The following is a 22,867-nucleotide window of genomic DNA, read 5'->3' as shown; positions in this document are numbered from 1 at the left end:
CCATCACATGCGCGGCGAGTGGGTGGCGAAATACACGCCATGGGGCGAGCGGCCCACCGGTATGGTCTTGATGACCTTGCGCGTGGTCAGATCGATCACGGCTACTTTCTTGATCCAGCGCAGGGTCACCCACATGGTCTTGCCGTCCGGGGTGATTTCCATGCAATCGGGGCCGCCCGGCACATTGATGGTGCCCACATTTTCCAGGGTTTGCTGGTCGATGATGTTGATGGTGTTCGACACGCGGTTCGAGACGAACGTCATGCGGTTGTCGCCCAGCGCGCGGAAATTGTGCGTGCCGGCGCCCGCCTTGATGCGCTTGACGGTCTTTTGCGTGCGCCAGTCGATCACTTCCACGTAATCGCTGCCCATGATGCCGACCAGCAAATGCTTGCCATCGGGCGTCATCGTGATGCCGGCCGGCGCCGGGCCGACAGGCATCGTCCATTTGACGGTTTGCGTGGCCAGATCGATGGCGCTGACCTGGTTGCTGCCCTGCTGCGTAATGAAGGCCATGGTGCTGTCGGCCGTGAACGCCATGTGGCTAGGCAGTTTCGGCAGCGGGATGCGCTTGGCCAGGGTCAGGTTCTTGCCGTCGTAGCGGTACAGGTCGATGCGGTCCAGGCGCAGCGAATTCGAAATGAACCATTTCTGGTCCGGCGAAAAACCGATCTGGTACGGGTCGAGGATGTTGCTGATGCGGCGCTGGATCTGGCCCGAGACGGGGTCGAGGAAAATCAGCTCGTTGCCGACGGAACTGGCGACGATCAGCGACTTGCCGTCCGGCGTTTCCATCAGATGATGCGGTTCCTTGCCGACGGCAAAGGTCGACAGGGGAGCATAGGTTTTCTGGTCCAGCAGTTGCACCGTGGCATCACGGGAATTGAGCACCACCACCACTTCGGCTTGCGCCGTCGATATTGCGGAAACCAGGCACAGCGAGGAAAAAACAAGGCGGCGTAGACTGCGGAACATGGAAGAAATCACTGTTAAATACAAAACATGCATTTTACGTGGAACACTGTATTTATTGTGCGAAATCCCCCCTTAAATGCTGCCGGCAGCCACACATCGCCATAATTTCCGTTTTTTCCCTGTGTCGGGCCTGGAATGGCGCTTTGCAACTCATTGCTCTACAATCTGAAGCTTTCATCGCCTACACAAGGATTATCATGACCACCACCACTACCGCTTCCGGCCTGCAATACATCGATACCGTCGTTGGCGAAGGCGCTGAAGCGCAAGCCGGCAACAATGTTGTCGTGCATTACACGGGCTGGCTGCAGAACGACGACGGCAGCGCCGGCTCGAAATTTGACTCGAGCAAGGACCGCAACGATCCATTCGAATTCCCGCTGGGCGCAGGCCGCGTCATCCAGGGTTGGGACGAAGGCGTGCAAGGCATGAAAGTGGGCGGCAAGCGCCAGCTGATCATCCCTGCGGCACTGGGCTATGGCGCACGCGGCGCCGGCGGCGTGATTCCACCGAACGCCACCCTGATTTTCGACGTCGAACTGCTGGGCGTATAAGAACCGACTCCGCAGCGCTGAAGCGACTGTACCGGCGCCGCCCCTGTTCACGCAGCGGCGGCGTTTTTTGTTTTGAGGGTGTCCTCTAATGCACGGCGCGCTTTTTTCACTATGATGTCAGGCACTGCAGCACGCACGGTGGCCACTCCGCCGGGCCTGCCGCACTTTTCCAGCGATTCCATCAGCACACAGGAGCCATCATGAGTTTACAAGAGCAATTCGAACAAGCGCAGCTCGATTCCAAGACCCTGTCCGAGCGTCCGGACAATATGACCTTGTTGAAAATCTACGCCTTGTTCAAGCAAGCGTCGAGCGGCGACGCCACGGGCGAGCGTCCTGGCATGACCGACTTCGTCAACCGCGCCAAGTTCGACGCCTGGGCGGCCCTGGCCGGCACCTCGAAGGAAGATGCGCAACAGCAATACATCGACCTGATCGAAGACTTGAAGGACTGATCGTCCCTCCCCTGCCCCGGCGCCTGTCGGGGCAGTATAATTTCTGCATGACACCATCACTGATTTCCCAGGTTTCGCTGGCGCATGCCGCCGACCTGCCCCGTTTGTTCGACGTCTGGCACCTGTCCGTACGCGCCACCCACGATTTCCTCGCCGATAGCGATATCGCCTTCCTGATGCCCTTCGTACGCGAAGAGCTGGCCAGAGTGACGGCCGAACGCCTGCTGCATGTGCTGCGCGCCGATGACGGCGTCGCTTACGCCTTCCTGTGCGTCGAGCACGCCAGGATCGAAATGCTGTTCGTGCATCCGGACCGGCGCGGCAGCGGTGCCGGCCGCAATCTGGTCCAGTACGCCATCGTCAAGCTGCAAGCCACGGCCGTCGACGTCAACGAACACAACACGCAGGCGCATGGCTTTTACCGCCACCTGGGCTTTACCGTGGAAAACCGCTCGCCGCTTGACCCGTTCGGCAAGCCTTTCCCCATTTTGCACCTGAAACTGGCCGAAAACGGCTAAAAACTCACCAAAAACCACAAAAACAGGCTGTTAACGCAAAAGTGGCTACCAAAATGGTAGCCACTTTTTCATGTTGAAACGGCGTTAACACTTACTTCTTGGCTGCCGCCAGCGCCTGCGCGATCCAGCCGTCAAACTTTTGCTGGTGGAACTTGATCCAGCCGGCCGTATGGCGGGCGATATCGGCCTGCGTGTTTTCGCCGCGGCGCATGCGCTCATTCTGCGCATTGATGTCCGCCACGGGCAGCTGCATCACTTCGAACAGCTTGGCCGCGGCCGGGTTTTTCTCGGCCCAGGCCTTGTTCGACACGATGCGTGCCGTGTTGACGGCAAAACCGTAATCGCTGCCATCGTCGAGGCGGGTATTCACCTTGTCCGGATTGGCCGAGAATGGCACTTTCAGCCAGATCACGTCCTTGCCCGGCACCAGCACGCCACTGACCCAGTACGGCGTCCACGTGTAGTACAGGATCGGTTCGCCACGCTTGTAGCGGCCTAGGGTATCGGCGATCAGGGCCGCATAGCTGCCCTGCACGTGCGTCACCGTCTCGCGCAATTTATACGCATCCATGTGATTCTCGATCAGCGCTTCGCAGCCCCAGCCCGGGTTGCAGCCCGTCAAGTCGGCCTTGCCATCGCCGTCATGGTCGAACAGCTTGGCCAGGGTCGGGTCGCGCAGCTGGTCGATATTCGTGATGTTGTACTTTTCCGCCGTTGCCTTATCGATCAGATAACCTTGCGCGGCAGGACCGGCATACTGGCCCGTGCGCAACAGCTTGGCGTCGCCGCCCGCATTGTTATAAAAATCCTTGTGCATCGGGTCCCAGTGCACGGCCATGAAGGTGGCGTCGCCGTTGGCGATGGCGATATGCGCCGTCGGGTATTCCACTTCCTTGATCGGCTGCACTTCATAACCGAGCTTTTCCAGCGCCTTGTCGACCAGCATGGTCTGGAAGGTTTCTTCCGCGATCGAGCTTTGCAGCGGCTGCACCTTGACACCCTTGCCGGGCAGCACATCGGCGGCCACGGCCGGCGTCTGCGCCATGGCCAGACTGGTGGTCAGGGCCATGGCGGCAATCGCCAGGGCGGAAAACAGCTGGAACTTGCGTTGCGATTTTTGCGTCACTTTAAAATTGTCAATTTGATGCATGTGCTTCCTTTATTGTGCGTTGGCCAGCGTAGCTTGCTGTTCAACATTATTTTTCTGTGCATTGCCGCGCACCAGGCGCAGCACGAAACCCGCAGGACCCGTCTGGTACCAGTGGCGCACGCCACGGCGTGGCTGGCCCATCGCTTGCGTCAAGCGGTCCAGGGTGATGGCCAGCAGCACGATGCCCAGGCCACCGACGGTTGCCAGGCCCATGTCCAGGCGGCCGATACCGCGCAATACCATTTGGCCCAGGCCACCGACGGCGATCATCGAGGCGATCACGACCATCGACAGCGACAGCATCAGCGACTGGTTGATACCGGCCATGATCGATGGCATGGCCAGCGGAAACTGCACTCGGGTCAGCAACTGCCACGGCGAGGCGCCATAGGCGCGTGCCGCTTCGATCAGGTCGGGACGCACCTGGCGGATACCGAGGTTGGTCAAGCGCACCAGCGGCGGCAGGGCAAAGATGATCGTCACGATCACGCCTGGGGCATTACCGATACCAAACAGCATCACCACCGGCACCAGATAGACGAAGGCAGGCGTCGTCTGCATGGCGTCGAGCAGGGGGCGCAGGATATTCTGCGCGCGGTCGCTGCTGGCAAGGAAAATACCCAGCGGCAAGCCGATGGCCAGACAGAACGCCAGCGACGTCAATACCAGCGACAAGGTCGTCATGGCTTCGGGCCAGATGCCCAGCATCGACACGACCAGCAGCGCCAGCACGGTGCCGACGGCCAGCGTGCGGCTGGTAAATTGCCACGCCAGCAAGCCGATGATGGCGATCACCGTCAGCGACGGGGCCGCCAGCAGCACGCCTTCCACGCCGGACAGCACGCTGTCGATCGGCGCGCGCACTGCCTGGAAGAAAGGGCGGAAATGGGCGACAACCCAGCCCAGGCCCTGGTTGATCCAGCTTTCCAGCGGCAGCGAGCCGTCGAAAATCTGCGTCAGGTGAAAGCCGGTCGCATGTTCCGGCTGCACGGCAGGCGCGGCGGCGTCCAGCCAGGCAGTGCTGGCGTCGGTCGGCGGCGTCAGCGCCCAGGGATTGATTTGCGCGGCTGGCTGTTCAACAACAGCTTCTACTGTGGAAACGGTGCTGGGGTTCATGCTTGTCCTTTCTGTTGTTGTTCGGCTATGGCTGGCGTGTCGCGGTCAAGGAACTTCAGCAAGGTTGTCTTGCTGATGGCGCCGCGGAAGCTGCCGTCATCGGCCACCACAGGGACGGCGTAAGGCAGTTGCGCCACCTGGCCGAACAGGCCGGCGACTGGCTCATCTGCGTTGATGGTCTGCACGTCGGGCAGGTAGGCATGCGCCAGGCCCAGCGGACCAACATGGCCGTCGAGCGCGCTGCGCAGCGAATCGGCCGACACGACGCCAAGGAACTTGCGCTGCGGATTGACGACGTAGGCAAACGCGCGATCCTGCTCTTCCAGCATCGACAGCGCGGCGCGCGAACCGCGGCTCGGCGATTCCGACACGACGATCTGGCTCTTGCGGGCAATATCGCTGGCCTTGAACACGGCCGCCGCATCGACGCCGCGCACGAAGTTGCGCACGTAATCGTTGGCTGGTTTGCGCAGAATTTCTTCCGGCGTGCCCACTTGCACCACGTGGCCGTCTTTCATGATGGCGACGCGGTCGCCGATGCGCATGGCTTCGTCGAGATCATGCGAAATGAAGACGATGGTGCGGCGCTTGATTTGCTGCAAGCGCAGCAGTTCCGATTGCATTTCCGTACGGATAATTGGATCGAGCGCGGAAAACGCTTCATCCATCAGCAAAATCGATGGATCGCAAGCCAGCGCACGGGCCAGGCCCACGCGCTGCTGCATGCCGCCCGACAATTCGTCGGGATAGCTGGCGCCGTAGCCATCCAGGCCTACCTGCTCCAACGCTTGCTGGGCCAGCGCATGGCGCTCGGCCTTGGGCATGCCCGCCAGTTCCATGCCGAAGGCAGTGTTGTCGAGCACGGTAATTTGCGGCAGCAGCGCGAACGACTGGAACACCATGCTGATGTCCTTGCGGCGCAGGGCGCGCAACTGGGCGTCCGGCAAGGTATTGATGTCGTTGCCGTCGATCAGGATGCGGCCGGCGGTCGGCTCGATCAAACGGTTCAGCATGCGCACCAGGGTCGACTTGCCCGAACCGGACAGGCCCATGATGACGAATATCTCGCCCGCTTCAATGGTAAAGGTGGCGTCGAAAACGCCGATGGTGCAGTCAGTCTTGGCCAGGATGTCCTGCTTGCTGGCGCCCTGATGAACGAGTTCAAGTGCTTCTTCTGGCTTGTCGCCGAACACTTTGAACACATGGTCGATAATGATTTGTTTTGCCACGATGTGGTTCTCCCTCGATTTGACGAATGGAATGAAACCCAGCAAGCTGCTAGCTTGCGGCGGGAATCAACAAACCCTGTTGCGTCGGCTACGCCACGGCGCAAAAAGCGCACGGGAGCGACAGGTAACAGGGGGTGACACGCGTGTGACCAGCGGATGGCCAAAGCCGGTGCCGGGGTGCCGTGTGCGTGCTAAAAGAGGCTGTGGTTCAGGACTTTTAACAACGCTAGCGCCATGCAAATACATGGCACCAAATGTATTTGACCGAAAAAATCGACCAAGCTACTTTTTAACTGGATGCGGGTGTAAAACCCGAAGAATTATTCACCACTCAGCGAGTGGGGAGTACTGCGAAGCAGAAGGTGAAACGCGGTGTAGCTGTTGTAAATATGACTCAAGTATAACGCAAAAAGCCACCAAAGTCCAATGGCTTTCCAAATAGAAATGTGCTAGCAATGTTCGCCAGCGTACAGTCAGACGTGAAAAAGGCGAAAAGCGACGTGTTTTCATCGTCTTTTCGCCCATCACTGCGACACGTTCCCTAGCACCAAACATGGCGCCAGACAAGCGACTCAAACTGTCTCGGTAAACACCTTGCGCATCTTCTCGGCGATCTTGCCTTCAATCGTGGAAGCGAAGGCGCTGAGCATGAAGCCCAGCTTGATTTGCAGTTGCGCCTGCTCTTTTTCCAGGGTCAGCGACCCATCGACGCCACTGCGCTCGAAACGCAGCACGTCGCCATCCCAGGCGCACGCCAGGTCATATTCCTGGGCCAGCTTGTCGGCCACTTGCTGCGCCGCTTCGCGCGCCTTTTCTGCTGTCAGCTTATGTTGCTGAACTATATTTATATCCGCCATCAAACGATCCTTTTATTATAAAAACGGGTGCCATACGGCCAGCATCATACCAGCCGCCACGCGGCAGCCGCAGCCATGGGGAATGCCGGCACATGGAAAAAACCGCGCTTTCCTGTGCGGCGCTTGCGCCACATCAAACCGAAACCAGCGAAGCAGGCCGACTATCTCCATTCCAGTTGCAAGTGTCTTGGAGAGCTACCATGGACCAGAAAGTCATCGTGCCGGTCGAAGCCGTGCTGACCAAATGCGTGTCCTTGCCCGTCGGCTATGTCCCCACCCCCTCGGCGCCCTACCGCCAGCACCGCAAGAATGCGCAACTGACCCTGCAGCCGGGTCGGCCGCGCCTGACCGAGGCAACGGCCCGCGACCTGGCCGCCGTGCCTGTCGGTTCGCGCGTGCTGATCTGGAAGCAAGACCCGTCCGTGAGCGAACTGGGCACGCGCAAGACCTTCCTGCCCGGCCTGACCCTGCAAGGCCCGCGCGATGCGCGCATCACGTTCGGCGAGCCGGGCATCGCCCGGGTCAGCCCGAACGCCTTTGGCGACTTCATCGTCTCGCCCAACACCGACCAGTTCGACGCCGTGCACACGTTTGCCATCGTGCGCATGACGCTCACCATGTACCAGCGCGCGATGGCCAGCAACGACACGGCGCCGCCCCTGCCCTGGCAATGGAACAACGCCAACAATACGGAACCGCTGCGCGTGTTCCCGCACGGCTTGCCCAACGTCATGAATGCCTATTACAGCCGCAGCGACAACGCCCTCAAGTTCGGCGACTTCATCCCCAGCGGAGCCACCGAGCGCGTCTACACCTGCCGTTCGCTCGACATCGTTTCGCATGAAACAGGACACGCCATCCTCGATGGCCTCAAGCCGAATTGGCTGCTCAACAATAATCCACCGCAGACGGGCGGCTTGCATGAATCGTTCGGCGACCTGACGGCCATCTTCCTGGCCCTGTCGCAGCTGGACCAGGTCGAAGCCGTGATCGCGCAAACCAAATCCGACCTCCACGATAAAACCTTCCTGGCCGACCTGGCGGAGCAGTTCGGCCTGGCGCTGGGCCGGCCTAACGGTTTGCGCAATGCAGACAATGACATCAAATTGTCGGAAGCAGGCACGGAAGTGCACGCCATCTCGCAAGTGTTTACGGGCGCCATCTACGACATCCTGGCCGACATCTTTGCCCACGAACGCCAGCCCCAGCTGGAAGACGACGCGGCCGTGCTGCACCGTTGCGGCGACTACCTGCGCAGCCTGGTCTTGCGCGCCCTGGTGGCGTCCCCCGATCACGCAGCCACGTACGCCGACGTGGCTGGCCACATGCTGACCCTGGCGCAGGCCGATGGCTACACTACCTACCTGGATTTCATCCGCAACAGCTTTACCGTGCGCGAAGTGCTCAAGAACGCCATGACGGGGGATGGACAGATGAACTTTGCCGCAGGCATCGTCGATGACGAAGGTGCCGTGCAAGACAGGCGGGCCTGCTGCGGTACCATGAACCATGCGGAATACAGCGAGTCCGATCAATTGCTGGAAGCGGAACGCGAAGCGCTGGCGGCCTGGTGCCGCAGTTACGCCCCCCGATAACGCCGTACGCGCCCACCAGCCAGCATTCAGCCACAGGCGATGACATGCCGCATCACGTCCCCACCACCATCCTCAAGAAGGAGCAGCATGAAAATTTCAGCCCGCAGCAGCGGCGGCTTTGCCGGCCTGAGCGAACAGTACGAGATCGATACGCAGGCCCACCCGGCCGGCCCCGGGCTGGAAGCGGCACTGGCCAGCAGCGGCTTTTTCACGCACCCGCAAGCCACGGGCGAACAGGTGGGCGCCGATATCCCTCAATGGCAGATCACCGTCGACGCCCCTGCCGCGCGCCGCACCATCACCTTTGCCGAGGATGGCAGTGCTGAAAATGCACGTTGGCAACAGTTACTGACGCAAATACGCGCCAGCGCCTGATTGTTCCGGCACTTGTTTGGCACATGTTTGGCACATGCCTGGCACTTATTTTTACTGATCTTGATTTGAGTAAAACAAAAACACCACACGGCAAGCCCTTGCGTCGCCCGCCCTGCACCCCGCACCGGCGGGCGACTGTCGCTTTCTTGCCGCGTTCTTCATGGCAACGTCCCGGATAGTCGCTGAATTGCCCACTCTGCGCGGCAACGGCACTGCCAAAAAATGAATTTGCTTATACGTATTGTATATAAGCGGGATTTGTGAGAAATAGCGAATTGCCTTAAAATACAATGCTTTGCTTTAGTATGCGCCGCCGAGTTTCCTGCAGGCGCTACAGCACCTCCCCAAAAATTGATAGGACTGTTATGACCCACGTTGTCACCGAATCCTGCATCGCCTGTCGCTATACCGACTGCGTCGATGTCTGCCCGGTAGATTGTTTCCGGGAAGGCCCGAACTTCCTGGCGATCGATCCGGACGAATGTATTGACTGCGCCGTCTGCGTGGCAGAATGCCCGGTGAACGCGATTTTCGCGGAAGAAGACGTGCCGGGCGACCAGCAAGCCTTCATCAAGATCAACGTCGATCTGGCGCGTAACTGGCCGTCGATCACCAAGACGAAGGCTGCCTTGCCGGAAGCCGAGCAATTCAAGGACGTCAAGGACAAGCTCGACATGCTGGTGCGCTAAACGCACGGCGATGCCGCGGCCGTTCCGGCGGGAAGATTCTTTTCCGCACGGGCGTAGCGGCAAAAAAACAGACAAAAGCAGCGGAAACGCTGCTTTTTTTGCTTTTAAAGCATCGTTGCAGGTCTATCCACGCAAGTGTGGCGCGCTGTCACACCAAAGCGCAAACTGTGGATCTATGCGTGGTAATGCACATTTTGTCCTCAACAAATATCGTAAAATTGGATTATGATATTTGAGCCGATATTGGCGCTTGGAATTAAACAAGGACTCTATATGCTTTACCAACTGCACGAACTGCAACGCTCTTTCCTCACTCCGGTGATGCAATGGGCAGACATGTCCTCCAAGTTATTTACCAACCCGGTTTCTCCACTGGCCCACACCCCGTTTTCGCAACGCATCGCAGCCGGCTACGAGCTGATGTACCGCCTTGGCAAAGACTACGAAAAACCACAATTCGACATCAAATCCGTTCTCGTCCAAGGCGAGAGCGTCGACATCCGCGAACACGTTGTCGTCACCAAACCGTTTTGCCGCCTGATTCACTTCAAAAAAGAAGCCACTGGCTTGCAACAGCCCAAAGTTCTGCTGGTTGCCCCCCTGTCCGGTCACCACTCGACCCTGCTGCGCGATACCGTGCGCGGCTTGCTGGCCGAGCACGATGTCTACATCACCGACTGGACGGACGCGCGCATGGTACCGCTGACGGAAGGCCCGTTCCACCTGGACGACTACATTTATTATGTGCAGGAATTCATCCGCCTGCTGGCGCCTGATTTGCACGTCATTTCCGTCTGTCAACCAACCGTGCCCGTACTGGCCGCCATCTCGCTGATGGCGACGGCCAAAGATCCGCACATGCCGAAAACCATGACGATGATGGGCGGCCCGATCGACCCGCGCCGTTCGCCCACGCAAGTGAACAACCTGGCGACGGAAAAGAAATTCTCGTGGTTTGAAAACACCGTGATCTACGCGGTGCCGCCGAACTATCCGGGCTTTGGCCGCAAGGTGTATCCGGGCTTCCTGCAGCACGCCGGCTTCATCGCCATGAATCCGGGCCGCCACGCGCAAAGCCACCGCGAGTTCTATATGCACCTGGTGACGGGCGACGACGAGCCGGCGGAAGGCCATCGCCAGTTCTACAACGAGTACAACGCCGTGCTGGACATGCCGGCCGAGTACTACCTGGAAACCATCAAAACGGTTTTCCAGGAATTCAGCCTGCCGATGGGCACGTGGAAAGTGGGCGGCCAGCTGGTGCGTCCGCAAGACATCACGAACGTGGCGCTGTTCACGGTCGAAGGCGAGCTGGACGACATTTCCGGCGCCGGCCAGACGCAGGCGGCGCATGACTTGTGTTCCGGCATTCCTGCCGAGATGCAACAAGACTTCGTGGCGCCGAAATGCGGCCACTACGGCATCTTCTCGGGCCGCCGCTGGCGCGAGATCATTTGCCCGAAAATCGGCGAATTCATCCAGAAACACGGCTAATACACGGCATTTCCGTCAAAACGCCACGCCAGCTCACACTGGCGTGGCGTTTTTTTAGGCTATGTCACCGTCAAATGTGGGAATGCACCCAGCGTTGCTTTCAATAACGCTTCCGGTGAACGGATACGCCTGGCGTCGAGTATCCACCGCCATCCCAGGTAGTTCGGCAGATAGCGCGTCGCCACGCCGTGAAACGGCCCCAGCCATTGCCGCAATCGGCTGTGATAGGCATTGACGTTCTGCACATGGGCGGCACCCTGCACGCGAATGCCGGCGCGCAAGTTGACGGCCTGATGACTGATGCCCGCTTCCCTGGAAAAAGCCCGATAGGCGGCATGGCCATCGGTGACCAACAAGACGTCCTTGTCGATAACGGGTAACAGGCAATGATGCAGCTGCGCTTTCGTCAATGCCCCTTTGCCTGTGACGAAGTCCAGGGTCTGGCCCGTGCGGTCGCGCGCTATCAGGATGCAGACCTGCTCACTCGATATGCCGCGTTTGTGGGCATGGCCGCCCCGGCGGCGGGCCGGACGCGTCAGATGCCGCGATCCCTTTTCCGACTCCAGTAGATATAACTCGTCGGCCTCGGCGATGCCATGCAGGCCATGCGGCCGGTCCGTCTTTGCCAGCGATAAAAACCTGTGGCGCCAGCGAAACGTGGTGTTGCGGTGCACGCCCAGTTGGCTAGCCGCCTTGCGTACGGAATCCGATGCCAGCAGACAATCGGCGTAATCGAGCCACAGCGATTTATGGCGCAAGCGGGCCAACGGCGTGCCGGTGAGCGCATTGAAGGTGCGTCCGCAAGGCACGCAGCGGTAGCGCTGCAAGCCGTGCGCATGACCGTGCCGATGCAGGTGCTCTGAATGGCAAGCGTGACAGGCCAATCGCGGCTGGACCACACTTTCCAGCAGCGCGACGGTCGCGTCGTGTGGCGCGCTGCCACACAGCAGGGCAATGCTTGCTTGCCGCTGACGCTGGCTCAACTGAGCAAACTGCGCAATCAAGGTGATCCATTCGGCTGGCCGCATGATCTGCTCCCTACGTGATTGATATGCAGAGTCAGACAGCACAGTCCAGGGAAGATTCCAGAATTTCCCCTAGTTGCCGATGACAGAGCCTTTTTTTATGCCCAGTTCATGCGCGCAACGTTTCGATTTTCACCGTCGGACGCGTATTGACAAAAATCTGCTCGACCCGCGGCTCGCCCGGTCCCGGCTTCTTCATCGCATAGCCATTCACGGGCTGCGACCGGTTCACCCACAGCGCGTAATACAAATGGTCGGCGCGCGGGTCTTCCGTGTTCGGGTGGATCAGTATCGTCAGGCCCAGGCTATTGAGCTGCAGCCACGGCACGATCACGGGCAATAAATCATTGGTAAAGCCGAAATAGAACGACGGCGTCACGTGCGGGCCGCGCGGCTCCAGGTTCCAGTCGCCCAGTTCGATCTGGAAGCGCTCGGCCGCCCAGCGACGTATCAGCGCCGCCTTCTGGTAACTGTCTTCGTCAAAATAGATATGCGCGTGATAGCTCTCGATATCTGTGTAGGCGCGCGGTGTTGACGGCAAGGTTTCCTCGCCGGGCCGCACGCTGACGGGGCGCGGCGTGGGCGCCTTGTCCGTATGCTCGCCCCACGGACTCTTGCCAAGTGCTGGTTTCGCGCGCTTGACTGCGCCATCCTGCGCCAGGGCCGTCCCCGCCAGGCCGGAAGCGGCCAATGCCGCCACCAGGCCGCCGCCGCGCAAGACCGTGCGGCGCTGCGGCGAGAGGAGATTGGCCCATTCCAGATCGATGGCCGCGTGTTGATTGTTGTCAGACATGGTATTTCCTGTTCTTGATGATAAGTATGAAGAGAAGGCGGATCAAAAATGCACCGTGGCGCGCGCGTAGTAATAAGCGCCGAGCACGCCAAGCGGTCCCGAGTTATCGTAGGCGCCCGTGTACTGCGCCAGATTCGCGGCGCTGCGCGCTGCGCGCGGCAGCTGGCCCGGTTTCTGGTCGAAGACATTGTTGGCGCCCACCGTCACGTTGATGCGCTTGCTGACGTCGTAGCCGATGCTGACATCCGTCACGAAGGCGGCTTTCAGCTGGTAGTCGCCGCCCGTGATGGCGTTCAGGCGCTTGAGCTTGCCGTAGCGCGTCTCGCGCAGGTTGAACGTCCAGCCGGCTTTTTCATACGCCAGGGTAAGGATTTCCTTGTCGCGCGGGGCCCGGTACAGCAAGTCGTACTCGGCCGACTTGCTCAGGGTGCCGATGTTCGGCAAGCCTTGCAGCACGGCCGGCAAGGCCGTCTTGCCGACCAGGCTCGTGTGGTTGAAATTGGCGGCCGCCGTCCAGCGCAGCTTGCTATCGGCCACGCGCAAGACATCCTCGGCGGTGAAATCGATGCCGCGCGTGCGCGTGTCGCCCACGTTGGCAAAGTAATGCGCAACGAGGCCATTGCCTACCGTCAGCCCCGCCGAGCGCAGCAGGTTTTCAATGACGGTGGCTTGCGCCCCCGTCAGCGGCCGGCCACTACCGTCGAGCGCCACGCCCGAGCTGCGGTCGATACCGATGTTCGACGACACGCCCAGGCGGTCGCTGACCTTGATTTGATACGCGTCAACGGCCAGACGCAGAGTGGGCGTAGGATTGAAGGTCAGCCCGGCCGACAGATTCGTCGATTTTTCCGGCTTTAAGGCTTGCGCGCCCAGTGCCCGCGCAGCGGCCGAGTTCGGCTGCGCCAGGGTATACTGCACGCCCGCATGGTCGGACGTGTTCGAATATGATTGCGTCACCAGGCTCGGTGCATGAAAACCATTGCTGACGGTGCCGCGCACGGCGACCGTGGGCGTGACGTCATAGCGAGCGGACAAACGGCCCGTCGTCTTGCTGCCGAAATCGGAATATTTCTCGGCGCGCAGTGCCGTGTCGAGCAGCAACTGCGGCGTCAGTTTCGCGCCCAGGCCAATGTACGCCGCATAGCTGTGGCGCGCCGTGTCGGATGCATCGACGGGCAGGTAGCCGGCCAGTGCCGACGAGCCGCTGCCCTGCCAGGAAGCGGGCTCGCCCGGGCTGCGCTGCTGCGTTTCATGCGAATACTCGAGGCCCAGGCTCAGGTCGGCCGGCTCGCTCAAGCCCAGCTGCACGGGACGGCGCACGTCGGCATTGGTGGTCGAGCGGCTGTAGCGTTGATTGCCGATGTCAAAATCCGTCTTGCCGCCCGGATAGGTCAGCGAGTAATTGGCCGAGTGCTCCACGCCCACGTCGATATCGTCGCGGCCATACGTCGTGCTCAGGTCCCAGGTCCAGCCGGCCGTCTCGCCCTTGATGCCGCCTGTCAGCGAAAAGTCGTTTTCGCTCGTCGTTTCATACGGCGTGAAGCCGTCCGGATACACGGCCAGCAAGCCTTTATTGTTATTGAAAATGGTATTGGGCAGGCGGAAATTCTGCGCCGAGCGGGCATTGCGGTGCGCATACGTGCCGAAACCGTACAGTTGCACCTCGTTCGACAAGTCATAGCCGAGATTGGCGCTGAGCGAGGCGGTCGTGCTTTGCGGCACGCCCGTATTGCGCCATGGATTGCTGTTGCGGGTCGCTTCGGCCGGGTTCGGCGTAGCGCCGGCCGGCAAACTGTTGTTCGGTCCCAATTTGACCAGCTGGCCATCGCTGTTGCGCACGGCCGGGTACGACAGATATCCGGGATTCAGCCCGAAATTGCGCACGGCGATGCCCTGGCGCTGGACTTCGGCGCCGAAGTGGACAAAGCCGTGTTCGCCCAGGCGCGTGCCGCCATCGATGCGCGCGGAACCGTTCGTGCCGTCACCCGCGTAGGTGGAACCGAGTTGCGTGCTGAAGCTGCCCTTGTCATCCGCCTTCAGGATGATGTTGATGACGCCGGCAATGGCGTCGGAACCGTAGATGGCCGAAGCGCCGTCGCGCAGGATTTCCACGCGGGCAATGGCGCCCGTGGGAATCAGGGCCAGGTCCGTGGCGACGGAACCGGGAAAGCCATCCTCATTGACGATGGCCGTCGTATGCCGGCGCTTGCCATTGACCAGCACCAGGGTATGCGAGGGGTCGAGGTTGCGCAGCTGCCCCGCGCGCACGATGCTGCCCAGGTCGGGCTGCACGCGGGCCGGCAAGTTGAAGGATGGCAAGGCCGTATCGAGCGCATCGAGCAAGTTCAACTTGCCCGTCGCCTGCAATTGCTGCGCGCTGATCACGTCGATCGGGGCGGCGCTGTTGGCCACCGTGCGGCCCGTGCCGCGCGCGCCCGTGACGATGACGGTGTCGAGAGAAGCTTGTGAATACGCCACGCCAGGCGCCCCCAGCACGAGCACGGCCGCCGAGACGGCGTGCGCCAGTTGCCGCAAACGGGGAGCGGGGTCTTGCTTGTGAATCAGTTCCAGCATACGAAAACATCCTTTCAAAGTCGTCAACACAGTGGCTGCAGACTAAAGGATGGACAAACAAACAAGAACGAATGCTTTCGTGTTTAGATATTTCGTTTTGGCAACTAACAACAGCGGCGCGCCGTGTCAGGGAGTGGCGGGGGCGGTCGCCAGGCTCTGATCGAGCCGCTTCCAGTAATCGCGTTCCAGCCGGGCCGTATCGATGTCGCGCGCCGCCTCGTTGAAGCGTTTTTGCCGCGCCGCCCCTTCCGCATCGCGCTGGAAGCACACGTAGACGGGGCGCTCCTTGAAGACGGTATCGATGATGGCGATGCGCTCCCGCTCGGCCTTGCTGAAGTTGCGTCCCATCAGCAGGTGCTGCAGGACATGGCGCTCGATGACGATCACGCGGTAACGCTTGATCAGCAGTTTCTTCAGGTTCGTCGCGTCGTTCAAGCCCTCTTCCGTATTCAACTCGCCGCGCGCCACCATGCCATCGAACTGTTCCCCATTCGAGTAGCCGGCCACGGTGCCGATGCGCAGCTTGCCCAGTTCCATCAGGCTGGCGCCGGGCACGCCATCCTCTTTCAGGTAGGCCAGCACACCCTGCGTGTTACCAACCGGCACAGAAAAGTGGCAGAGTTTTTCCCGTTCGGGCGTGCGCCAGACGGCCAGCAGCCCGGCATAGCGGGAACTGGCCAGGCCAAACTGCATGGCGCGCTTCCATGGGAAATATTCATATCTGACCGCATAGCCGAGACGCTCGAAGACGGCGCTGACCATGGCGCCCGACATGCCATCGGCCGGCAGGCTGCGGGAAATGAAGGGCGGCCAGTCTTCCGCCGCGAAGCGGACGATGCGCGAGCTGGCAGCGCCCGGCGCCGCCATGGGAGCAGCAGCCTGCCCGTATGCAAGGGCAAGTGTAGAGTGCATGAACAAACAGAAGGGCAAACCAACTGTCCGGAGGAAACGCATGTTTGGCTCCTATGGCCTGGCGCACCTGGCAATACAGGCGTGGCAACAGGACTGGCGGTCGGTTTTTTTTAATAACGAGCTTGATAAAAATCATGCTCCCACAAAAAAAAGGAATTGCAAAGTTGTTTATTTGCACTTTGACATTCCCATCGGAAATAAAATCCGATTGCGGCGCGCCTGCAACAGACCCGCCATGGCGCGTGCTATCCCCTCTTGCAAAACAGGTTTTTACTTGTGCGCGCGCCGGATGGCCGATAATGGCGTTTTACCGTGGAAGATGACCGTGCCGCACCCTGCCCCTCCCTCACTTGCCGACCAGATCGAAGACTTGCTGCCGCAAACGCAATGCACCAAATGCGGCTACAACGGCTGCCGCCCATATGCGGAAGCGATAGCCGCCGGCAGCGCCGACATCAACCAGTGCCCACCGGGCGGCGTGCAAGGCATCGCGCGCCTGGCCGGCTTGCTGGGCAAAAAAGTCATTCCGCTCAATCCCGTCAACGGCCTCGAACGTCCGCGATCTGTCGCCTATATCGATGAATCGCTGTGTATCGGCTGTACCCTGTGCATCCAGGCCTGTCCCGTCGACGCCATCGTCGGCGCCGCCAAGCAGATGCATACGGTGGTCACCGATCTGTGCACGGGCTGCGACCTGTGCGTGGCGCCCTGCCCCGTCGACTGCATCGTCATGTACCCGGTCAGCGGCGACGCCACGGGCTGGGATGCCTGGAGCCAGGCCGAGGCGGACGACGCGCGCGCGCGCCACGATTTCCGCACGCAGCGCCTGCGCCGCGAAACAGAGGAAAACGAAGCGCGCCTGGCCGCCAAGGCCGTCGCCAAGATGCGCGAAGTAACGCAGGAAGTACCCGTTACGCCCGACGAACAGGCAGAGAAGGAGCGCAAGCGCGCCATCATCGCCGCCGCCATGGAGCGCGCGCGCGCCAAGGCCGCCGCCAGCACGGATACCCCCCAGCCAGCCCCCACCACCCCGAAAAAAGACGCATGAACGCCGCCAAACGCCTGGAAATCTTTACGCGCTTTCGCGCAGCCAACCCCTCCCCGAAGACGGAACTCGAATACACGACACCGTTCGAGCTGCTGATCGCCGTGCTGCTGTCGGCGCAGGCGACGGACGTGTCCGTCAACAAGGCGACCCGCTTGCTGTATCCGGTCGCCAATACGCCGGCCAAGATACTGGCGCTGGGCGTCGACGAGCTGGCCAGCTACATCCGCACCATCGGCCTGTTCCGCACCAAGGCGAAGAACGTCATCGCCACCTGCCAGATCCTGCTGGAGCAGCACGGCGGCGAAGTGCCGCGCGACCGCGCCTCGCTGGAAGCCTTGCCCGGCGTGGGCCGCAAGACGGCGAATGTGGTCATGAACACGGCGTTTGGCGAACCGACGATGGCCGTCGACACGCATATCTTCCGCGTTTCGAACCGCACCGGCATCGCGCCAGGCAAGAATGTCGATATCGTCGAGCAAAAACTGCTGAAATTCGTACCGAAAGAATTCCTGCACGACGCCCACCACTGGCTCATCCTGCACGGCCGCTACACGTGTACGGCGCGCAAGCCGCAATGCTGGAACTGCATGATTGCCGACCTGTGCGACTACAAGGACAAGTCGCCGATGCCGGCCGTGGTGTAGTCAAAAAAACGGCCCGAATGGGCCGATGTCGTTGCGTCGTAGGTCGGGTTAGCCCACAGGGCGTAACCCGACAACACCACGGTCCGTGCCAACAATATTGTCGGATTACGCTCCGCTAATCCGACCTACAGCAAGACCATATTGTCGCGATGGATCAGCTCATGGCCTTCCATGTAGCCGAGGATGGACTCGATCTCGGTGGACGGCTTGCGCATGATGCGGCGCGCTTCTCCGCTCGTGTAGTTGGACAAGCCGCGCGCCACGGGCACGCCATCCGCGTCGACGCAGGTGATCACGGCGCCGCGGCCAAATTCGCCATTCACGCCCGTCACGCCGATCGGCAACAGCGATTTGCCTTCCTGGCGCAGCTTTTGCGCGGCGCCCGCGTCCAGTACGACGGCACCGGCCGTATGCAGATGATCGGCCATCCACTGCTTGCGCGCCGTCAACTGCCCCGTTTGCGCCCGCAACTCCGTGCCGATCGCTTCGCCCTGGGCGAGGCGGCTGAGCACGTCGCTGTCGCGGCCCCAGGCGATGATGGTATGGGCGCCGGACTTGGCAGCGCGCTTGGCGGCGAGGATTTTCGTCAGCATGCCGCCACGCCCCAGGCTGCTGCCGGCGCCGCCGGCCATCGCTTCCAGGGCAGGGTCGCCAGCGATGCCTTGCGTGATCAGATAAGCGTTCGGATCCTTGCGCGGGTCGGCCGAGAACAGGCCGTGCTGGTCCGTCAAGATGACGAGCGCATCGGCTTCGATCAGGTTGGCGACCAGGGCGCCCAGGGTGTCGTTGTCGCCGAACTTGATTTCATCGGTGACGACCGTGTCGTTTTCGTTGATGATCGGCACCACACCCAGACGCAGCAGGGTCGTCAGGGTGGAGCGGGCATTGAGGTAGCGTTCGCGGTCGGCCAGGTCGGCGTGCGTGAGCAGCACTTGCGCCGTGCCGAGGCTGTGGGCGCGGAAGCTGCTTTCATAGATTTGCGCCAGGCCCATCTGGCCGACGGCGGCGCAAGCCTGCAATTCGTGGATATCGGTGGGGCGTTGCTCGAAACCGAGGCGCAGCATGCCTTCGGCGATGGCGCCGGAGCTCACCAGCACGACTTCCTTGCCCAGGGCGCGCAAGCCGGAAATCTGCGCGGCCCAGCGCGCGATGGCGGCATGGTCGAGTCCGCGGCCATCGTTGGTAACCAGCGAAGAGCCGACTTTGATGATGATGCGGGTAGCTTTTTGAATCACGGAATCCATGGGGCGGCGCTCTTCACTTAATAGACGTCAGCGCGCAGGACGCAGCAGCAGCAAGGCCAGCCCCGCCGTCAGCTCCATTGCGCACATGAACAACACAAAACCCTGGGGCAAGCCGAAGCTGATGGCCGCGAACAGACGGCCGGCGGGCTGCGCCAGGACCAACATTGCAGTGATATCGCCGAGGACAGGCGGTTCGCCCTGCCGTGCCGCGAACAGCGCCAGGAGCGCGGTAGCGCCCCAGACACCGACATGAGTAGCGTAGAACTGGCTGTAGCCGTTGACGCCATTGAGGAAGATGCCCATGCCGGCCGCCATTTCATCGGCGAACAGCAGGCAGGCGACCGCGCTCAGCCCGTAAGCATACGCGATCAGATGCAATACACGGCGCTGCCACGCTTGCTTGCGCGCTGGCGCGGCAGCGGCCGTCTGTACCGACATCAGGGTAAAGCCTTAGTCGAGGATCTTGAAACGCGGATCATCCGGGTCGATCGACGAGATACCGCGTGCTTCTTCGGTCATCTGCGTTTCTTCGGCACGGCTTTCGCTGTGTTTCTTCTCTTCCAGATGCTGGTAAATCGCATTCACCAGTTCCGGGCAACCCTGATGGTTCAGCGCGGAGATCTCGAAGACGGGACCTTTCCAGGCGAAACGCTTGAGGAAGTCCTTGACGATCTTCTTGCGCTCTTCTTCCGGCACCATGTCGAGCTTGTTCAACACCAGCCAGCGCGGCTTGTCGACCAGCGACTCGTCGTACTTCTTCAATTCCTTGACCAGCGCCTTGGCTTCCTTGACAGGATCGACGTTGGTTTCAAACGGTGCCAGGTCGACGATGTGCAACAGCAGACCCGTGCGCTGCAAGTGGCGCAGGAATTGATGGCCCAGGCCCGCGCCTTCGGAAGCGCCTTCGATCAAGCCGGGAATATCGGCGATCACAAAGCTCTTCTCGTGCGACACGCGCACCACGCCCAGGTTCGGGTGCAGGGTGGTAAATGGGTAATCGGCAATTTTCGGACGCGCGTTCGAGACGGCCGAAATGAAGGTCGACTTGCCAGCGTTCGGCATGCCCAGCAGGCCAACATCGGCCAGCACTTTCAGTTCCAGACGCAGTTCGCGGCGTTCGCCTTCCTTGCCCTCGCCTTTTTGGCGTGGTGCGCGGTTGGTCGAGGACTTGAAGTGGATATTGCCCCAGCCGCCTTCACCGCCCTTGGCCAGCATTTCGGTCTGGCCGTGTTCGGTCAGGTCAGCCAGGATTTCGCCGCTCGCGTTGTCGATGATCAAGGTGCCGACCGGCATGCGCAGGTGGATGTCATCGGCGCCCTTGCCATAGCAATCTGCGCCACGGCCAGGCTCGCCATTGCGAGCCTTGTGCATTTTGGAGAAGCGGAAATCGACGAGCGTGTTGATATTGCGGTCGGCGACTGCCCAAATGGTGCCGCCCTTGCCGCCATCGCCGCCATCGGGACCGCCGAAAGGCCGGAATTTTTCACGGCAGAAAGAGGCGCAGCCGTTGCCGCCATCGCCCGCGATGACTTCGATTTTTGCTTCGTCGATAAACTTCATAATTTTGCCGCCATAAAACTAAAAAGGCTCTACCTTGGGCAGAGCCTTTCGATTGAAGGCTTGCGCCTTACATCATGCGATCATTGCGGAGCGAACTGGCGCTCCGCGATGAATTACGCTGGTACTGCTGCGTTAGGTACAACGGTCACGAATTGCTTCGAGCCAGCACCTTTGACAACGAACTTCACTTTGCCCGCGATCAACGCGAACAACGTGTGGTCTTTGCCCATGCCTACGCCTTCGCCGGCGCGCACTGGCGTGCCGCGTTGACGAATGATGATGCCGCCAGCATTGATAGCTTGGCCGCCGTAGACTTTAACGCCCAGACGTTTTGATTCTGAATCACGGCCGTTTCGCGTTGTGCCGCCGCCTTTTTTATGTGCCATTTAAGACTCCTTGATAGCTGATTATGTAGACAAACTGCGTCAAACAGCGGCGATTAGCCGTTGATCGAAACGATTTGGATTTCGGTAAAATTCTGGCGATGGCCTTGATGCTTTTGGTAGTGCTTACGACGACGCATCTTGAAAATTTTGACCTTATCATGGCGACCATGCGCCACAACCGTAACCAGTACCGTTGCACCTTCGACCAATGGAGCACCAAACTTGATGCTGTCGCCCGCGCCTACTGCGAGAACTTGATCGATGGTGATTTCGGAACCAATGTCTGCCGGTATCTGTTCTACTTTAAGTTTTTCGCCAGCGACAACTTTGTATTGTTTGCCACCGGTTTTTATGACCGCGTACATGATTTGAAACCTCATCAAATGTTGAAAGAATTTGTCCCACTGCCATGAAAAGCAAGCCGTGCACAACAGGGGGAACCAGCGATTATACACGGACTGAGAAATTGCGTCAAAAACTATTCACAAAGCTTGACGATCGTGGTATGTCGACAACCTGACCATCATGTCAGGCTTGCGCCAGGCGGACAGCAAAACGCGCGCCAGTGCCAACAAGGTCAATCAATTGCTCTACAGTCATAGGCAAACGTCACGCACGCGCAAGCCTTGTCGTATAATCGCGGCACCCACAATCTAATGCAGGTTCGCCTTGTCTGACGCTAACAAACACGTTAACCAAAACACCATCGTGCAAACGATTGCCGCCGATATGGACGCAGTCAATACGGTGATCCGCCAAAAGTTGCACTCCGATGTGATTCTGATCAACCAGATCGCTGAATACATCATCAGCGCAGGCGGCAAACGCATCCGTCCCGTGCTGATTTTGCTGGTGGCCAATGCCCACGCCTATCGCGGCACGGCGCACCATGAACTGGCCGCCGTGGTCGAATTCATCCACACCGCCACCCTGCTGCACGACGACGTCGTCGACGAATCGTCGATGCGCCGCGGACGCCAGACGGCCAATGCCCTGTTCGGCAATGCCGCTTCGGTGCTGGTGGGCGACTTCCTGCACTCGCGCTCGTTCCAGTTGATGGTGTCGCTGAACAATATGCGCGTCATGCAAATCCTCTCCGACGCCACCAACGTGATCGCCGAAGGCGAAGTGCTGCAGTTGCTGAACATGCACGATCCGGACGTGACGCAAGAAAGCTATTTGAACGTCATCCGCTCGAAGACGGCCAAGCTGTTCGAAGCATCGGCGCAACTGGGCGCCCTGATCGCCGGCGCCAGCGAAGACGACATCGAAGCGGCTGCCGAATACGGCCGCTCGCTGGGCACGGCCTTCCAGCTGATCGACGACGTGCTCGACTATGCAGGCGACGCCGCCGAGATCGGCAAGAATGTGGGCGACGATTTGCGCGAAGGCAAACCGACCATGCCGCTGATCTGGCTGATGGAAAACGGTACGCCGGAACAGCGCGAACTGGTGCGCAGCTGCATCGAGCAAGGCGACGAACAGCATTTCGATACCGTCCTGGCCGCCATCACCAATAGTGGCGCCCTCGACTACACGCGCAAGCAGGCGGAAATCGCCGGCCAGCGCGCCGCCGACGCCATCGCCGGCTGGCCGGACAGCGTCTACAAGCAATCGATGCTGCAACTGTGCTCGTTTGCCGTGGACCGCAATCACTGATCGCGCTTCACTGTC

Annotated in this window: 24 protein-coding genes; 10 read left to right on the top strand and 14 right to left on the bottom strand. The window is 60.4% G+C overall.

From position 1 onward, the window contains the following. Positions 1-3 precede the first annotated feature (3 nt). Positions 4-975 carry a beta-propeller fold lactonase family protein gene (locus P9875_RS06530; RefSeq protein WP_034760259.1) on the bottom strand — a complete coding sequence of 324 codons (972 nt, stop codon included), beginning with the start codon at positions 973-975 and terminating at the stop codon, positions 4-6. A 197-nt stretch (positions 976-1,172) separates the two neighbouring features. Between P9875_RS06530 and P9875_RS06525 the strand changes: the two genes are divergently transcribed. The 3 genes from P9875_RS06525 to P9875_RS06515 all read left to right on the top strand — a co-directional run bounded on the left by P9875_RS06525 (position 1,173) and on the right by P9875_RS06515 (position 2,502). Continuing rightward, positions 1,173-1,529, top strand: a complete 357-nt coding sequence (locus tag P9875_RS06525) for an FKBP-type peptidyl-prolyl cis-trans isomerase (RefSeq protein WP_034760263.1) — start codon at positions 1,173-1,175, stop codon at positions 1,527-1,529. Positions 1,530-1,729: 200 nt separating this feature from the next. After that, complete coding sequence (locus P9875_RS06520; RefSeq protein WP_034760268.1) at positions 1,730-1,984, top strand: acyl-CoA-binding protein; 255 nt, start codon at positions 1,730-1,732, stop codon at positions 1,982-1,984. A gap of 47 nt (positions 1,985-2,031) precedes the next feature. Continuing rightward, positions 2,032-2,502 carry a GNAT family N-acetyltransferase gene (locus P9875_RS06515; protein WP_278317883.1) on the top strand — a complete coding sequence of 157 codons (471 nt, stop codon included), beginning with the start codon at positions 2,032-2,034 and terminating at the stop codon, positions 2,500-2,502. 91 nt (positions 2,503-2,593) lie between these two features. On the opposite strand, the gene proX is transcribed toward P9875_RS06515, so the two are convergent. From proX to P9875_RS06495, 4 genes are all read right to left on the bottom strand, one after another. Continuing rightward, positions 2,594-3,652: a glycine betaine/L-proline ABC transporter substrate-binding protein ProX gene (gene proX / locus P9875_RS06510; protein WP_278317882.1), complete on the bottom strand. Its 1,059-nt coding sequence runs from the start codon at positions 3,650-3,652 to the stop codon at positions 2,594-2,596. A gap of 9 nt (positions 3,653-3,661) precedes the next feature. Then, on the bottom strand, positions 3,662-4,768 hold the full coding sequence (gene proW / locus P9875_RS06505; RefSeq protein WP_278317881.1) for a glycine betaine/L-proline ABC transporter permease ProW: 1,107 nt from the start codon (positions 4,766-4,768) through the stop codon (positions 3,662-3,664). Further along, positions 4,765-5,997: a glycine betaine/L-proline ABC transporter ATP-binding protein ProV gene (proV, locus tag P9875_RS06500; protein WP_035828675.1), complete on the bottom strand. Its 1,233-nt coding sequence runs from the start codon at positions 5,995-5,997 to the stop codon at positions 4,765-4,767. The genes proW and proV overlap by 4 nt, the downstream gene beginning before the upstream one ends. A gap of 572 nt (positions 5,998-6,569) precedes the next feature. Then, positions 6,570-6,854 carry a polyhydroxyalkanoic acid system family protein gene (locus P9875_RS06495; protein WP_099400757.1) on the bottom strand — a complete coding sequence of 95 codons (285 nt, stop codon included), beginning with the start codon at positions 6,852-6,854 and terminating at the stop codon, positions 6,570-6,572. A gap of 200 nt (positions 6,855-7,054) precedes the next feature. On the opposite strand from P9875_RS06495, the gene P9875_RS06490 reads away from it, so the two are divergent. The 4 genes from P9875_RS06490 (at position 7,055) to P9875_RS06475 (ending at position 11,007) form a co-directional block, all read left to right on the top strand. Next, complete coding sequence (locus P9875_RS06490) at positions 7,055-8,449, top strand: hypothetical protein (RefSeq protein ID WP_035825108.1); 1,395 nt, start codon at positions 7,055-7,057, stop codon at positions 8,447-8,449. Between the two features lie 87 nt (positions 8,450-8,536). Continuing rightward, on the top strand, positions 8,537-8,824 hold the full coding sequence (locus P9875_RS06485) for a protealysin inhibitor emfourin (RefSeq protein WP_099400755.1): 288 nt from the start codon (positions 8,537-8,539) through the stop codon (positions 8,822-8,824). 365 nt (positions 8,825-9,189) lie between these two features. Next, a complete protein-coding gene (gene fdxA / locus P9875_RS06480) occupies positions 9,190-9,513 on the top strand; it encodes a ferredoxin FdxA (RefSeq protein ID WP_034782458.1) in 324 nt (107 codons plus the stop codon). A gap of 273 nt (positions 9,514-9,786) precedes the next feature. Continuing rightward, positions 9,787-11,007, top strand: a complete 1,221-nt coding sequence (locus tag P9875_RS06475; protein ID WP_035825103.1) for a polyhydroxyalkanoate depolymerase — start codon at positions 9,787-9,789, stop codon at positions 11,005-11,007. Positions 11,008-11,066: 59 nt separating this feature from the next. Here P9875_RS06475 and P9875_RS06470 read toward each other — a convergent pair whose 3' ends face one another. The 4 genes from P9875_RS06470 to P9875_RS06455 form a co-directional block, all read right to left on the bottom strand. Next, a complete protein-coding gene (locus tag P9875_RS06470; RefSeq protein ID WP_278317880.1) occupies positions 11,067-12,035 on the bottom strand; it encodes an IS1595 family transposase in 969 nt (322 codons plus the stop codon). 106 nt (positions 12,036-12,141) lie between these two features. Then, positions 12,142-12,825 (bottom strand): DOPA 4,5-dioxygenase family protein, encoded by a 684-nt coding sequence (locus tag P9875_RS06465; RefSeq protein ID WP_278317879.1) that lies wholly within the window; start codon positions 12,823-12,825, stop codon positions 12,142-12,144. A 42-nt stretch (positions 12,826-12,867) separates the two neighbouring features. Further along, entirely contained in the window at positions 12,868-15,399 is a 2,532-nt protein-coding gene (locus tag P9875_RS06460) for a TonB-dependent receptor plug domain-containing protein (protein ID WP_278317878.1), read from the bottom strand. 126 nt (positions 15,400-15,525) lie between these two features. Beyond that, complete coding sequence (locus P9875_RS06455) at positions 15,526-16,266, bottom strand: substrate-binding periplasmic protein (RefSeq protein ID WP_176388892.1); 741 nt, start codon at positions 16,264-16,266, stop codon at positions 15,526-15,528. 364 nt (positions 16,267-16,630) lie between these two features. Here P9875_RS06455 and rsxB point away from each other — a divergent pair, with 364 nt between their 5' ends. Continuing rightward, the gene (gene rsxB / locus P9875_RS06450) at positions 16,631-17,359 is read left to right on the top strand and encodes an electron transport complex subunit RsxB (RefSeq protein WP_278317877.1); all 729 of its coding nucleotides are present in this window, start codon (positions 16,631-16,633) and stop codon (positions 17,357-17,359) included. Continuing rightward, the gene (gene nth, locus P9875_RS06445; RefSeq protein ID WP_035825095.1) at positions 17,356-18,003 is read left to right on the top strand and encodes an endonuclease III; all 648 of its coding nucleotides are present in this window, start codon (positions 17,356-17,358) and stop codon (positions 18,001-18,003) included. The genes rsxB and nth overlap by 4 nt, the downstream gene beginning before the upstream one ends. Before the next feature lie 125 nt (positions 18,004-18,128). Here the strand turns inward: nth and proB are convergent, their stop codons facing one another. The 5 genes from proB to rplU all read right to left on the bottom strand — a co-directional run bounded on the left by proB (position 18,129) and on the right by rplU (position 21,558). After that, a complete protein-coding gene (proB, locus tag P9875_RS06440) occupies positions 18,129-19,247 on the bottom strand; it encodes a glutamate 5-kinase (RefSeq protein WP_035825093.1) in 1,119 nt (372 codons plus the stop codon). Positions 19,248-19,274: 27 nt separating this feature from the next. Next, positions 19,275-19,685 (bottom strand): hypothetical protein, encoded by a 411-nt coding sequence (locus P9875_RS06435; protein ID WP_035825091.1) that lies wholly within the window; start codon positions 19,683-19,685, stop codon positions 19,275-19,277. Between the two features lie 12 nt (positions 19,686-19,697). Continuing rightward, the gene (gene obgE / locus P9875_RS06430; protein WP_034754647.1) at positions 19,698-20,807 is read right to left on the bottom strand and encodes a GTPase ObgE; all 1,110 of its coding nucleotides are present in this window, start codon (positions 20,805-20,807) and stop codon (positions 19,698-19,700) included. A gap of 113 nt (positions 20,808-20,920) precedes the next feature. Further along, entirely contained in the window at positions 20,921-21,193 is a 273-nt protein-coding gene (gene rpmA / locus P9875_RS06425) for a 50S ribosomal protein L27 (RefSeq protein WP_010395157.1), read from the bottom strand. 53 nt (positions 21,194-21,246) lie between these two features. Further along, positions 21,247-21,558, bottom strand: coding sequence for a 50S ribosomal protein L21 (gene rplU / locus P9875_RS06420; RefSeq protein WP_034754730.1), 312 nt, complete (start codon positions 21,556-21,558; stop codon positions 21,247-21,249). 364 nt (positions 21,559-21,922) lie between these two features. Between rplU and ispB the strand changes: the two genes are divergently transcribed. After that, entirely contained in the window at positions 21,923-22,852 is a 930-nt protein-coding gene (gene ispB / locus P9875_RS06415) for an octaprenyl diphosphate synthase (RefSeq protein WP_235211858.1), read from the top strand. Positions 22,853-22,867: the final 15 nt, after the last annotated feature.

It is taken from the genome of Janthinobacterium rivuli (assembly GCF_029690045.1).
In the GTDB taxonomy this organism is placed as follows: Bacteria; Pseudomonadota; Gammaproteobacteria; order Burkholderiales; family Burkholderiaceae_D; genus Janthinobacterium; species Janthinobacterium rivuli.
This window is presented reverse-complemented; position numbering and strand designations above follow the sequence as displayed.